The 12,404-nt window shown below is 63.6% G+C and carries 12 protein-coding genes and 1 tRNA gene; 1 reads left to right on the top strand and 12 read right to left on the bottom strand.

Going from position 1 to position 12,404, the window contains the following annotated elements:
- The 8 genes from FS320_RS17560 to FS320_RS17525 form a co-directional block, all read right to left on the bottom strand.
- The coding region (locus FS320_RS17560; protein ID WP_152713122.1) for a helix-turn-helix domain-containing protein at nt 1-391 on the bottom strand (391 nt) is incomplete at its 3' end.
- A 436-nt stretch (nt 392-827) separates the two neighbouring features.
- Nucleotides 828-903, bottom strand: a tRNA-Phe gene (locus FS320_RS17555).
- A 101-nt stretch (nt 904-1,004) separates the two neighbouring features.
- The gene (gene yacG, locus FS320_RS17550; RefSeq protein ID WP_152713121.1) at nt 1,005-1,208 is read right to left on the bottom strand and encodes a DNA gyrase inhibitor YacG; all 204 of its coding nucleotides are present in this window, start codon (nt 1,206-1,208) and stop codon (nt 1,005-1,007) included.
- Between the two features lie 82 nt (nt 1,209-1,290).
- Nucleotides 1,291-1,941, bottom strand: coding sequence for a Maf-like protein (locus tag FS320_RS17545; RefSeq protein WP_338105391.1), 651 nt, complete (start codon nt 1,939-1,941; stop codon nt 1,291-1,293).
- 108 nt (nt 1,942-2,049) lie between these two features.
- Complete coding sequence (locus tag FS320_RS17540) at nt 2,050-2,904, bottom strand: CDP-alcohol phosphatidyltransferase family protein (protein ID WP_152713119.1); 855 nt, start codon at nt 2,902-2,904, stop codon at nt 2,050-2,052.
- 138 nt (nt 2,905-3,042) lie between these two features.
- Nucleotides 3,043-3,744: a phosphatidylserine decarboxylase gene (locus tag FS320_RS17535; protein ID WP_152713118.1), complete on the bottom strand. Its 702-nt coding sequence runs from the start codon at nt 3,742-3,744 to the stop codon at nt 3,043-3,045.
- A gap of 53 nt (nt 3,745-3,797) precedes the next feature.
- Complete coding sequence (locus FS320_RS17530) at nt 3,798-5,711, bottom strand: ABCB family ABC transporter ATP-binding protein/permease (protein ID WP_192926301.1); 1,914 nt, start codon at nt 5,709-5,711, stop codon at nt 3,798-3,800.
- A 130-nt stretch (nt 5,712-5,841) separates the two neighbouring features.
- The gene (locus FS320_RS17525; RefSeq protein ID WP_152713117.1) at nt 5,842-7,146 is read right to left on the bottom strand and encodes a LysM peptidoglycan-binding domain-containing protein; all 1,305 of its coding nucleotides are present in this window, start codon (nt 7,144-7,146) and stop codon (nt 5,842-5,844) included.
- A 159-nt stretch (nt 7,147-7,305) separates the two neighbouring features.
- On the opposite strand from FS320_RS17525, the gene FS320_RS17520 reads away from it, so the two are divergent.
- Entirely contained in the window at nt 7,306-7,914 is a 609-nt protein-coding gene (locus FS320_RS17520) for an LOG family protein (RefSeq protein WP_152713116.1), read from the top strand.
- An 8-nt stretch (nt 7,915-7,922) separates the two neighbouring features.
- Here FS320_RS17520 and FS320_RS17515 read toward each other — a convergent pair whose 3' ends face one another.
- The 4 genes from FS320_RS17515 to cysS form a co-directional block, all read right to left on the bottom strand.
- Nucleotides 7,923-8,372: a DMT family transporter gene (locus FS320_RS17515; RefSeq protein ID WP_152713115.1), complete on the bottom strand. Its 450-nt coding sequence runs from the start codon at nt 8,370-8,372 to the stop codon at nt 7,923-7,925.
- A gap of 188 nt (nt 8,373-8,560) precedes the next feature.
- Nucleotides 8,561-10,156: a citramalate synthase gene (gene cimA / locus FS320_RS17510; protein ID WP_152713114.1), complete on the bottom strand. Its 1,596-nt coding sequence runs from the start codon at nt 10,154-10,156 to the stop codon at nt 8,561-8,563.
- Nucleotides 10,153-10,662, bottom strand: coding sequence for a GNAT family N-acetyltransferase (locus tag FS320_RS17505; protein ID WP_152713113.1), 510 nt, complete (start codon nt 10,660-10,662; stop codon nt 10,153-10,155). Before FS320_RS17505 ends, cimA begins: the two co-directional genes overlap by 4 nt.
- Before the next feature lie 151 nt (nt 10,663-10,813).
- Entirely contained in the window at nt 10,814-12,283 is a 1,470-nt protein-coding gene (gene cysS / locus FS320_RS17500; protein WP_152713112.1) for a cysteine--tRNA ligase, read from the bottom strand.
- Nucleotides 12,284-12,404 lie beyond the last annotated feature (121 nt).

The raw sequence follows: 12,404 nt of genomic DNA, 5'->3' as shown, positions 1-12,404 counted from the left end.
AGATCCGCTGCACGCTGGTGTGGGACAGGCCTGTGACAGCGGCCATCGAGCGCACGCTCCACTGCGTCGCTCGCGGCGGCTTCTCATGCAGGGTCATGTCGACAACCCGCTGGATCACCGCGGCCGTCAGGGGCTTGCGCCCTGGCGGGCGGGTGGCGTCCTTGAGAAGCCCGTCGACGCCCGCCTGCGCATAGCGGCGGCGCCAGCGCCTCACCGTCAGAGTGCTCGTGCCGACGCGGCCGGCGACCTCGGTAGCGCGCAGGCCCTCACCAGCCAGCAGAACAATCCGAGCCCGCCAGACGACCTTCTGGGATGTGTTGCGGTCACCGACCAAGCTCTCCAAGCGATCTCGATCAGCGGCGGGAACCTCAATGCGTTCGATCTTGCCCATCAGAGCAGGATCGCACGTCGGATCGGATTTCGGAATCACTCGTCAGTGACAGAACACTAGCCTCAGGACTCGTTATTCAACGTAGAAGGCGACGGTAGCCGAGATGCAGATGGCCGAGAAGGTGTGAGCGCAGCGGTCGTAGCGGGTCGCAATCCAGCGACAGTCCTCAAGCTTAGCGAACGTGTTCTCGACCTTATGATGCTGGCGACACAGCGCCCTGCCGTATGCGATAGGATTTTCAGGTCCAAACAAGCCAAGTCACACTGGGGCAAGCCGACTATAGTTTGGAAAGCAGAGCGTCTCTGGAGATTCGAACCGCTAAGGCCGTTCTAGAGCCAAATGAATGAAGTTGTTCCCCGGTGCGCCCCAAAGCGGACAAGCACTCTCGTACCCTCAAGCGGGGCGCCAATAACCTTAAAAATATCAAGGAGATAAGTGGTGCCCAGGGGCGGAATCGAACCACCGACACTGCGATTTTCAGTCGCATGCTCTACCAACTGAGCTACCTGGGCATCCGATGCGCGGCGAAGCCGTGCGCGTCGTGGAGGGGTGTATAGTCAGACATGGATCGCATGTCCAGCGGTTCGGGCGACAAAAATTGCGGGAAATGTACTCAGGCTTCCCGGTCGTCCTCGTCCTGATCGCTTTCCTCACTCTCGACGGCTGGAATCGCGTAATTGCCCGAGAGCCAGCGGTTCAGGTCCACGTCGGCGCAGCGCTTGGAGCAGAAGGGCCGGTACTCCAGTTGGCTGGGCTTGCCGCAGATCGGGCACTTTCCGGATGAAGCCAGGGGCTTGTTTTCGTTGGCGGCGTTCATGCCTCGCCTCCTTTCCTTGCTGAATGGCAACGTGGTCGCTGACTTGCCCTCTCGCAAGCCGATCTCAGGCCGGAAAGGAAGCTCAGGCCGCGTTGAGCCAGCTGAACCGGACGGGATACCCCTCCCCGTCGAGCAGGGCTGCCGCCTCGTAGAGAGGCAGGCCCACGACGTTGGAATACGAGCCGACCAGCTTGACCACGAAGGTACCGGCGAGCCCTTGGATGGCATAGCCGCCCGCCTTGCCACGCCACTCGCCCGAGGCGAGATAGCGTTCGAACTCATCCCGGGAGAGGCGCTTGAAGCGGACGCGGGTTTCCACCAGACGCTCGCGGACGGAGTCCTTTGGCGTGATGAGACAGATGGAGGTGTAGACCCGGTGGGCGCGGCCCGAGAGCAGCCTCAGGCACGCCGCTGCCTCATCCACGAGCTCCGCCTTGGGCAGGACACGCTTGCCGACGACCACGACGGTGTCGGCGGAGAGGATGTAGGAATCCTTCAGATCGTCGCGTGTGCGGGCCACCTTCCGGGCCACCTCCGCCTTCGAGCGGGCTAGGCGCTTGGCCAGTTCCTTGGCGCCCTCGTTCTTCAGGGGAGCCTCATCCACATCGGCCGGCAGAAGGGCATCGGGCTCGATGCCGGCCTGCTGCAGGAGAGCGAGCCGGCGCGGCGAGGCGGACGCGAGAACGAGCTTCGGACGCCAGCTGGGATTCGACACCTCGGAAGAAGACGCCACTTTTCTCTCCACGCTCCGGGATCCTTTCAGGACCCCTCAAGAATACTCACAACGTCATCAGGTTTTACACGGCGCAACATGGCACCGAGGACCATTGAATCAAGTCGATCAAGCGACAGGCGGCGGCTCGATTCCGGACGGGGACGGCTTGTCCTCGGCATCGCTCGTGGCGTCGTGCCGGTCCAGCTTACGGTAGCGCATTACGCTGATCGGGATCGTCAGGAGAAAGACGACCGTGATCAAGCTCAGCATTTCCCAGGGGAAGCTGACGAGCAGACCAAACGCTGCGACGGACAGGACGAAGATCGGCAGAACCCACTGGCGCGGCACATATTTGCCCATCGTCTTTCCCGAGTAGGTCGGGATCGTCGAGACCATCAGAAACGCGATGCCCACCACATAGATCAGGATGACGGGCGCAACGGAGGAGTCCTGGATGGGGATGCCAAGGAAGGACAGGTAAAGCGGCAGCAGGGCGCACATGGCGCCCATGGGGGCCGCCATGCCGACGAAGAAGTTCTTCTTCCATTCGGGGCGGTTGGGGTCGTCGATCATGACGTTGAACCGAGCCAGGCGAAGAGCCGCCGCGATCGCGAGCACGATGGAGCCGATCCAGCCCACCCGTCCCAGTTCGTGCAGGACGAAACTGTAGAGGATCAGCGCCGGGGTGACGCCGAAATTCAGGAAGTCGGCCAGGGAATCGAGTTCGGCGCCGAACCGGGAGGTCCCCTTGAGAAGGCGGGCGATCCGCCCATCGACGCCGTCCAGGAAGGCGGCCACGATCACAGCCACCACCGCCCTCTCGTACTGCCCGTCGAAGGCCAGCCGGATGGCCCAGAGCCCCAGACAAAGGGCAATCAAGGTGATGATGTTCGGGGCGATCATCCGGAATGGAACCGGCTTGAAGAGCCGCTTGCGCGGCTCGTTCGGGTCCGGGGCGAAGGGCGGGAAAAGGTCACTCATGGCAACAACCTAGGAGGAGCCAGCCCGAGCGGCAAGCAGAGCTGGGCAGTTTGCGGGTGATGGAAGAAGCGCAAACTGCGGTGGACGGTTCCGTCCAAAGGACCCGCAGGAAGGTCTTCTCCCCTGCAGGCGCAATGATCAGCCCACCCGGTACTGGCGCGCGGGCTCGTTGGCGGTCAGGTCCGCGAGCACCGTTTCGCCGGCGACTGCCGTCTGGCCAAGGCCCACGAGCACCTGAGCATTGAGCGGCACGAAGATGTCGAGGCGGGAGCCGAACCGGATGAGGCCGAAGCGCTCGCCGGTGCTTAAGGCCTCGCCCACCTTCACGAAGGAGACGATGCGGCGTGCCACGAGGCCTGCGATCTGGACCACGCCGATCTTGGCGCCCGCCGTCTCGATCACGAGGGCGTTGCGCTCGTTGTCCTCGCTCGCCTTGTCGAGCTCGGCATTGAGGAAGAGGCCCGGCGTATAGAGGATCTGGGCGATCCGGCCCGTGACCGGCGAGCGGTTCACGTGGCAGTCGAACACGTTCATGAAGACCGAGATGCGGGTCATCGGCTCGGGCGGGAGGTCGAGCTCGGCCGGCGGCACGGCGGTGGTGATGAGGTTCACCCGGCCGTCGGCCGGGGAGACGACGAGGCCTTCCCGGATCGGCGTCACCCGCGGCGGATCACGGAAGAAATAGCAGACCCACACGGTCAGGATCGTGCCGATCCAGCCGAGCGGCGACCACAGCCAAGCCAGGACGATCGTCGCAAACAGCGCGATCAGGATGAAGGGATAGCCCTCCTTGTGGATCGGCACGAAGATGCGGCGCATCGATTCCAGGACGTCGGTCATATCGGTAAAGCCTCAGAGAGTTTGCGTGGGGATGGCAGGCGGGAGCGTTTCCGTCAACCTGCCACGCTCTCGGGGCTGCGCTCTTCCTCTTCGGCCCGCTTGAGGGTCTCGCGCGCCTGATCCGCCTCGCGCTGGCGGTTCCACATGGCGGCATAAACCCCGCCATGTGCGAGCAGGCTCGTATGATTGCCGCGCTCGACCACCCTCCCCTGGTCGAGGACGATGATCTCGTCGGCGCCAATGACTGTGGACAACCGGTGGGCGATCACCAGGGTGGTGCGGCCCCGGCTGACCCGGTCGAGGGCGTCCTGGATCTCCTTTTCGGTAAAAGTGTCCAACGCCGAGGTCGCCTCGTCGAGAACCAGGATCGGGGGGCTTTTAAGGATGGTGCGGGCGATGGCCACGCGCTGCTTCTCTCCCCCGGAAAGCTTCAGGCCGCGCTCGCCTACAGGAGTGTCATAGCCCTCCGGCAGGAGACCGATGAAGCGGTCGATCTGGGCCAGGCGGGCGGCTTCCCTCATCTCCTCCGGGGTCGCATCCCAGCGGCCGTACTGGATGTTGTAGCCGATGGTGTCGTTGAAGAGCACCGTGTCCTGAGGGACCATGCCGATGACCTTGCGCAGGGACGCCTGCTGCACGTCGGCGATGTTCTGTCCGTCGATGAGGATGCGGCCGCTGGTGGGTTCGTAGAAGCGGAACAGAAGGCGGGAGATGGTCGACTTGCCGGCGCCCGAAGGGCCGACGATGGCCACCGTATGCCCGGCCGGAACCTCGAAGCTCACGCCCTTGAGAATGGGGCGCTCGGGGATATAGGCGAAATGCACGTCCTCGAAGCGCACAACGCCCTCGGCCACCTGGAGCGGCTTGGCGCTGGGCTTGTCCTGGATCTCCGGGTTGCGCTCGATGATCGCGAACATGTCGTCGATGTCGATGAGAGCCTGTTTGATCTCGCGATAGAGCATTCCCATGAAGTTCAGCGGAATATAGAGCTGCACCAGCATGGCGTTGACGAGCACGAAGCTGCCGATGGAGGCCCGCCCCGCCATGATGTCCCGCGCCGCCAGAACCATCACGATGGCCATGCCGATGGAAAAGATCACGGCTTGGCCCGCATTGAGCACGGCGAGCGAAGTATAGGTCTGGGTCGACGCTTTCTCGTAGCCCGCCATGGAACGGTCATAGCGGGCGGTCTCCCGCTGCTCGGCGCCGAAATACTTCACCGTCTCGTAGTTCAGGAGCGAGTCGACTGCCTTGGTGTTGGCGTCCGTATCGGAATCGTTCATCTGCTTGCGGATCGAGATCCGCCACTGGGTCGCCTTGTAGGTATAGGCGAGATAGACGACCACCATCGCGAACACGACGGCGGAATAGAGCCAGTTGAACTCCCAGGCGAGCAATCCCAGCACGAGGATGAACTCGAAGATCGTCGGGACGAGGGTGAGCACCACGAGGCGCGACAGTTCCTCAATGCCCTCGCGGCCGCGCTCCAGCACCCGGGTCAGGCCGCCGGTCTTGCGCTCCAGATGGAAGCGCAGGGACAGGCGGTGCATGTGCTCGAAGGTCTGCAGCGCGAGATTGCGCACCGCATGCATGGCCACCTTGGCGAAGAGACCGTCGCGCAGCTGGGTCAGTACCGCCATGAGGATGCGGGTGAGGCCGTAGATCGCGGTCAGCAGGATCGGCGCCTTCCAGATCCAGGACCCGGCTGTGGCCGCTGCCTCGGCGCCCTGGCCAGCGCCCCCGGTCGCGGCGACGAGCGCATCCGTCGCCCATTTGAAGGCGAACGGCGTCACCATGGTGACGCCCTTGGCCACCAGCAGGAGCCCGAAGGCCAGGAAGACGCGGCGCTGGAGATCGGGCCTGCCATGAGGCCAGATATAAGGCCAGAGTTTTGTCCAGATGGCTGCCAAGCCGTTGGGCTTTGGCGCCGCAACGCTCGTCGTCGGGACGGCGGTGGAGGGAGTCATACGCGAGTATCCAATCGAAATATCGGACCTCGATATATGCGATCGTCAGGATGAATTCACCCCGAGTCTGTAATTGTTCCAGTTTACCAGGACAATCGCATTGGATCGGAGGGCTTCAGCGGGGGAAGCTTCAGTTGCTCTTCGGCCCCTGCTCGCCCGGCAGCACGAAAACCTGACCGGGATAGATCAGGTCCGGATTGCGGATCTGCTCCTGGTTCGCACCATAGATCACCGTATACCGCAAGCCCTTGCCGTAAATCCGCTGGCTGATCCGCCAGAGATTGTCGCCGCGGGACACGATGGCGGTGTTGATGTTGGGGATCACGATCGTTCCGGCACTGGCCATTTGACCTGCAGGTAAGGCGGAGGCCACCTCTCGCGAAGGCTGGGCGGACGGGCTGGTCGGTTGAGGCGATGCAGGAGCCTGCGGCTGTACGGACGCCACTTGGACCGGCACGTTGAAGCCGACCTCGGCGCGGGACCTGACCTGACCCGAGACCGGATCCACGTCATCGAGGCGGATTCTGTAATCGCCGGGCTTCACGCCATTGCCGATCGAGAAGGACACCTTGCCGTCGCCGCCCGCTCCGCCGGGAGCGATGAGGCTCTCGTTGAGGTAGAGGCGCACGGTCGCTCCGGGTGCCGACAGGCCGGATACGAAGAGTTTCCCCTCCTCCGCCTCGACGGTCACGATCTTGATCTCGGCCCGCGGGGCCGATGGCCCAGGAGGAGCCGGCGGCGGAGAAACCGTCGGCGCGACGCCGGCCTGCTGCGGCCCGGGCGGAGCCGGCTGAGGCTCTGCCGGCTTGGCTTCGGCCGTCTTCGTTTCAGGCTTGGGCTCCTCGGCCACCTTTGCCGGCAGCTCGGGATTGGAGAGAACCACCGTCGGCTTGTCCGGAGCCGTCAGGGTGACGAGCGGCCGCGTCTTGGCGTCGGCGATGACGATCGTCACGCTCTGGGCGGAGCGCTGGCGGGTACCGTCCGGGGCGATGGATTGCAGCACCACCTGATGGGAACCGGGCGGCAGAGGCGGAGGCACGATGGCGAACAGGCCCGAGGCATCGGCCGCGGCGCGGGCGTGAACCTGATCCCCCCTCAACAATTCGATGGTCGCACCAGGAGCGGCGCGCCCTGCGATCACGCTCTCGCCATCAGGCTCGACACGCACCAGGTCGAAGGAAGGCGCGAGAGGCCCACCCTTGGATTGGGCCGGGGGAGCCTCGCTCGGAGCTGCCGGCTTGGCCGCGGCCTGCTGGCCCGATGTCGCCTGGGTCGGAGCCGAGGCTTGAGCCGTCGGGGCGGGAGCGGCGTTCGGCGAGGTCCCGGGCTTGTCGGACCAGGACCAGTAAAGCACTCCGAGAAGGACTGCGACAACGGCTGCAGCGGCGGCGCCCAGCAACGCAATTGTACCTTTGATTTCCTTCGGATGCGCCATGGTGCTTTTTCTCGAACGCGGCACTTTCGTGCATTTAAACCGTTTATCTTTCAAAAGGCTACGGCCATAACCGTTTATCTTTCAAAAGGCTACGGCCATAAAGGACAAATAATGCTCTACGACTCAACGCGGGAGGCTCCCCGCCTCCCCGATATGCCCATGTCATCCACCAGATCGATCAAATCCATTTGCGTCTATTGCGGCTCCGGCTTCGGGGACGACCCCGTTTTCGCTGAGAATGCGGCGGTATTGGGCCGCTCCATGGCCGAACAGGGGATCAATCTGGTCTATGGCGGCGGCAATGTGGGCCTCATGGGCACGGTGGCTCAATCCGTGCTCGATCACGGCGGTTATGTCACAGGGATCATCCCTGACTTTCTGAAGTCCCGCGAGAAGCTCCTCGACGACGTGCAAGAAACCATCGTCGTGCCTGACATGCACACCCGCAAGCGCCTGATGTTCGAGAAGGCCGACGCCTTCGTCGCCCTGCCCGGCGGGATCGGGACCCTGGAGGAGCTCGTCGAGCAGATGACCTGGTCGCAGCTCGGCCGGCACACCAAGCCGATCCTGATGCTGAGCACCAAGGGCTTCTGGAAGCCGCTTCTCACCTTGATCGCCCACATGCGCGAACAAGGTTTCATCCGCCCCGGGCTGGAGCTCAACTACCTCGTGGCCGAACGGGTGGAAGAGGTCATTCCCATGCTCGAAAACGCCGCCCGGCGGGTCGGGATCGTGAGCAACGAGGAAGCCATCGAGAGCCGGTTTTAAAGACGTCCTCATCCTGCGCGCGACAGTACGAGCCCGCTCAGGATGAGGCCTGCTGCCAGCAATCGCTGCCAGGTGATCGCCTGCACGGGAAGGCCGAAGGCTCCCACGGCATCGAGAACCAGTGCCGCCGCAACCTGCCCGAAGACCAAGGCCGCCACGGTGCTGACCACGCCGAGCTGCGGCACGCCCCAGATCACGATGGCGACATAGAAGGCGCCGAGGAAACCTCCGAGCCAGGACCACCAAGGCGCTGCGGCAATGGCGCCGCCGGACGGCCATGAACCCCGAAAGACGCTGATCGCCGCCAGGATTAGAAAACCGATCCCGAACGAGATGCAGGCCGCCAGCACCGGATCGTCGAGGGATCGCGCCAGGGCGGCATTGATGGGCGCCTGGGACGAGAGGAACACGCCGCCCAGAAGAATTCCTGAGAGCGGCAGCAGGATCGAGACGTTCATGGGATTGCCTGGAATGATGCTCGGTTTCAGCAGTGTCGAATGCGGACACTGACCTCATCGTGAGAGTCTGGCTCGTAAAGGGCCAGCGGCCTCCTCGCGTCATCACCGGCCTTGTGCCGCGCATGACGGCGAGGGAGTGCATGATGAGCCAGGCTCTCAGGATGAGGTCGCGCGTTGCAAAAGACTTGTTAGAGCGACGCTCCGCTTTTGAGAAGCTTGTAGACCATCGAATCCGTCAACGCCTGGAACGAGGCGTCGATGATGTTCGGGGAGACGCCGATGGTGGTCCAGCGCTCGCCGGAGCCGTCCATGAACTCGATCAGCACGCGCGTGACGGCATCCGATCCGCCCTGATAGATGCGAACCTTATAATCCACCAGCTCCAGGTCCTGGATCAGGTTCTGATACTTGCCGAGATCCTTGCGCAGGGCGACGTCGAGCGCGTTCACCGGACCGTTGCCTTCGGCGGCCGAGATCAGGACCTCGTCGCCCACGCGCACCTTCACGATGGCTTCCGAGGCGGTAACCAGCTCGCCGACCGCGTTGAAGCGGCGCTCCACGTTGACGGAGAAGCGCTCCACGTCGAAGAAGGCCGGCACTTCGCCGAGCATGCGCTTGACGAGCACGTAGAAGGACGCGTCCGCGCCTTCGAAGGCGAAGCCTTGCGCCTCCTTGCGCTTCACCTCGTCGAGCACGCGGGCGATGCGCGGATCGCCCTTTTCGAGCTCGAAGCCGCAGCGCTTCAATTCGGCGAGAATGTTCGACTGCCCGCCCTGATCGGACACGAGAAGCCTGCGCGCGTTGCCGACGACTTCCGGCTCCACATGCTCGTAGGTGCGCGGATCCTTCAGCACGGCGGAGGCATGGATGCCGGCTTTCGTTGCGAAAGCGCTCGAGCCCACGAAAGGCGCATGGCGGTTCGGCTGACGGTTGAGAATCTCGTCCACCTGCCGCGAGACATGGGTGAGCTGGCTCAAAGTCTCGTCCGTGACGCCGAGATCGAAGCGGGCGGCATAGCCGTCCTTCAGTTTCAAGGCGCCGATGAGCGTGATGAGATTGGCGTTGCCACAGCGCTCGCCCAGGCCGTTGAGCGTGCCCTGGATGTGACGCGCGCCCGCTTCCACGGCGGCGAGCGAATTGGCAACCGCGCAGCCGCAATCGTCATGCGCATGGATGCCGATATGCGCACCGGGCACAATCTTAGTCACAGCCGTGACGATCTCGGTCACCTCGTGAGGCAGCGTGCCCCCATTGGTGTCGCAGAGCACGATCCAGCGTGCACCGGCCCCGTAGGCCGTCTTCACGCAGGCGAGCGCGTAATCGGGATTGGCCTTGTAGCCGTCGAAGAAATGCTCGCAATCGACGAGCACCTCACGGCCTTTTGCGCGGGCGGCCTCGACGCTCTCCTGGATGCCCGCGAGGTTGTCCTCCGGGGTCGTCTCAAGCGCCACGCGGACATGATAGTCCCAGGATTTGGCGACGAAGCAGATCGCGTCGGCCTGCGCTTCGAGCAGCGCCGCGACGCCGGGATCGTTCGAGACCGAGCGCCCTGCCCGCTTCGTCATGCCGAAGGCGGTGAACTTGGCATTCTTCGTGCGCTTCTCGGCAAAGAACGTTGTGTCGAGCGGGTTCGCGCCCGGATAACCGCCTTCAACGTAATCGATGCCGAGCTTGTCGAGAAGCGTGGCGATCGCTTTCTTGTCCTCGAGCGAGAAATCCACGCCGGTGGTCTGCGCACCGTCGCGCAGGGTGGTGTCGAAGAGGGTGATGCGCTCGCGGCTCATGACGACAACTTCCTGTCTTCCTGGGGCGTCAGACGCTTTTCCATGGTGGTGGTGCCGAGCCATTCGTCGCCGAGCGGCACGGTGTTGCGGCGCTGCGGCTGGAAGCCATGCTTCTGGAAAAAGGGCAGCGCATTGTCGCTGACCTCCGCCACGAGACGCGAGGCGCCGCGTGCGCCGGCGAGCTTTTCGATGGCATCGTAGAGCATCGTGCCGATCCCCTGCCCGGCTGCTGCCGGATGCACATAAAACAGCTCGATCACCTCGTTGTCCTTGAGGGCAAGGAAGCCGACGGGAGAACCCTCGACGGTCGCAATCAGGGTTAGCCCCTTCGTCAGTTTTTCTGCGAAGGAATCATCCTCCGCGAGTGCCATCCAGGCCTCCTGCTGGCTCTCGCTGTAATCCTCGCCCGTCAGCTCCGCGATGCTCTCCTCGTAGATGTCGACGAGCACCGGCAGATCGGCGGGCAGGAAGGGTCGAAGCCCCGGTTTCGGCGATGCCTGTCCCATCAGCACGCACTCCCATTCCTGAATGTGCAGCACATTTCACACACGTCATGGCCGGGCCTGTCCCGGCCATCCCGATGGGCAGAGCGCGATGCTTTACCGATCGGGATCCCCGGGACAAGCCCGGGGATGACGGTGGACGGTAATGACGCACTCATCGCGCGACCTCCCAGGTGGTCGTGCCGTCCTTGTTGTCCTTCACCACCACATTGAGCGCCGCGAGCTCGTCGCGGATGCGGTCGGACTCGGCCCAGTTCTTGGCAGCGCGCGCTTCCTTGCGGGCCCCTATCAGCGCTTCGACCTGCGCGGGATCGATGCTGAGCGAAGCCCACTTGCGGGCCTCCCAGGCCTCGGCTCCTTCGAGAAGGAAACCGAGCGCACGAAGGTTCGCACCGAGTTCCTCATGAGCCCCTTGCCCGTCGAGAGCATGAAGCTCCGCCAGCATCTTCGGCGTATTGAGGTCGTCCGCGAGCGCGTCGATGATCTGTTCCGAAAGGAAAACAGCCTCTCCCCGGCCGGCAAGTTCATACCAGCGGTCGAGAATCTTCTCGCTTTCCTCGAGGCCCTTGATCGTCCAGTCGATGGGCTGGCGGTAATGGGTGCGCAGCATGTTGAAGCGCAAAACCTCGCCGGGCCAATCCTGCAGCAACTCGTTGATCGTGAAGAAGTTGCCGAGCGACTTCGACATCTTCTCCCCTTCCACCTGCAGGAAACCGTTGTGCATCCACACATTGGCCATGCGCGGCGTGTCAAAGGCGCAGCAGCTTTGTGCGATCTCGTTCTCGTGGTGCGGGAAGACGAGGTCGATGCCGCCGCCGTGAATGTCGAAAATCTCGCGGGCCGTCGGGTCGGCGCAGGCGAGCCTCGTCTCGAAGGCCTCGACCAGGTGCTTCCAGGACATGGCCGAGCACTCGATGTGCCAGCCGGGACGGCCCGGGGTCGCAATGCCGGCCGGCGATGGCCAGGCAGGATCTTGAGGCCCCGAGGGCTTCCAGAGCACGAAATCCATCGGGTCGCGCTTGTAGGGCGCCACATCCACGCGGGCGCCGGAGAGCAGTTCGTCGGGGGAGCGCTTCGAGAAGGCGCCGTATTGCGGCACGTTCGGCAGCTTCTGCATCGCGGCGACGGAGAAGAGCACGTGCCCCTCGGCCACATAGGCCGCCCCGCGGTCGATCAGCCGCCCGATGATCGTGCGCATCTCGTCGATGTGCTCGGTCGCCCGGGGTTCGACGAAACGGGGAAGCTTCCCTGCCTCGTTCACGTCCTCCGGCATGAGCACGCCCAGCGCCCGGATATCGGCGTGGAACTGCTCTTCCGTCTTGCCGGTGACGACGCGGATGGCCTCGTTATGGGGCAGGTCCGGGTAATCCCGGGCGGCGCGGGCGTTAATCTTGTCGTCCACATCGGTGATATTGCGCACATACGTGACCGCTTCCTTACCGTAAACACGCCTCAGCAGACGGAAGAGAAGGTCGAAGACGATGATCGGGCGGGCGTTGCCGATGTGGGCGTAGTCGTAAACGGTGGGTCCGCAGACGTAGAGGCGCACGTTCTCAGGATCGATTGGGACGAAGACGTCCTTCGACCGGGTCAGCGTGTTGTAGAGCCTCAAGCTTGCCGCCATGAAACCAAATCCCTGTCAGGCCGCAGGCCGGAGGGTGGTTTCGATCTTGGAATGAGAACGAGACGGCTCCAGCCAGCGAAATGCGCTAGCCGCAAATAATCCCGGAAATGAGGATCGTTGC

The sequence above is a fragment of the Microvirga tunisiensis genome (genome assembly GCF_009296175.1).
Lineage (GTDB): Bacteria > Pseudomonadota > Alphaproteobacteria > Rhizobiales > Beijerinckiaceae > Microvirga > Microvirga tunisiensis.
This window is presented reverse-complemented; position numbering and strand designations above follow the sequence as displayed.

Bases quoted from the DNA above. Each gene is read 5' to 3' on its own strand.
- yacG (WP_152713121.1), bottom strand. From the start codon at position 1,208: ATGAACGCCGCCAACGAAAACAAGCCCCTGGCTTCATCCGGAAAGTGC.
- FS320_RS17540 (WP_152713119.1), bottom strand. From the start codon at position 2,904: ATGAGTGACCTTTTCCCGCCCTTCGCCCCGGACCCGAACGAGCCGCGC.
- FS320_RS17535 (WP_152713118.1), bottom strand. From the start codon at position 3,744: ATGACCGACGTCCTGGAATCGATGCGCCGCATCTTCGTGCCGATCCAC.
- FS320_RS17530 (WP_192926301.1), bottom strand. From the start codon at position 5,711: ATGACTCCCTCCACCGCCGTCCCGACGACGAGCGTTGCGGCGCCAAAG.
- FS320_RS17525 (WP_152713117.1), bottom strand. From the start codon at position 7,146: ATGGCGCATCCGAAGGAAATCAAAGGTACAATTGCGTTGCTGGGCGCC.
- FS320_RS17520 (WP_152713116.1), top strand. From the start codon at position 7,306: ATGTCATCCACCAGATCGATCAAATCCATTTGCGTCTATTGCGGCTCC.
- FS320_RS17515 (WP_152713115.1), bottom strand. From the start codon at position 8,372: ATGAACGTCTCGATCCTGCTGCCGCTCTCAGGAATTCTTCTGGGCGGC.
- cimA (WP_152713114.1), bottom strand. From the start codon at position 10,156: ATGAGCCGCGAGCGCATCACCCTCTTCGACACCACCCTGCGCGACGGT.
- FS320_RS17505 (WP_152713113.1), bottom strand. From the start codon at position 10,662: ATGGGACAGGCATCGCCGAAACCGGGGCTTCGACCCTTCCTGCCCGCC.
- cysS (WP_152713112.1), bottom strand. From the start codon at position 12,283: ATGGCGGCAAGCTTGAGGCTCTACAACACGCTGACCCGGTCGAAGGAC.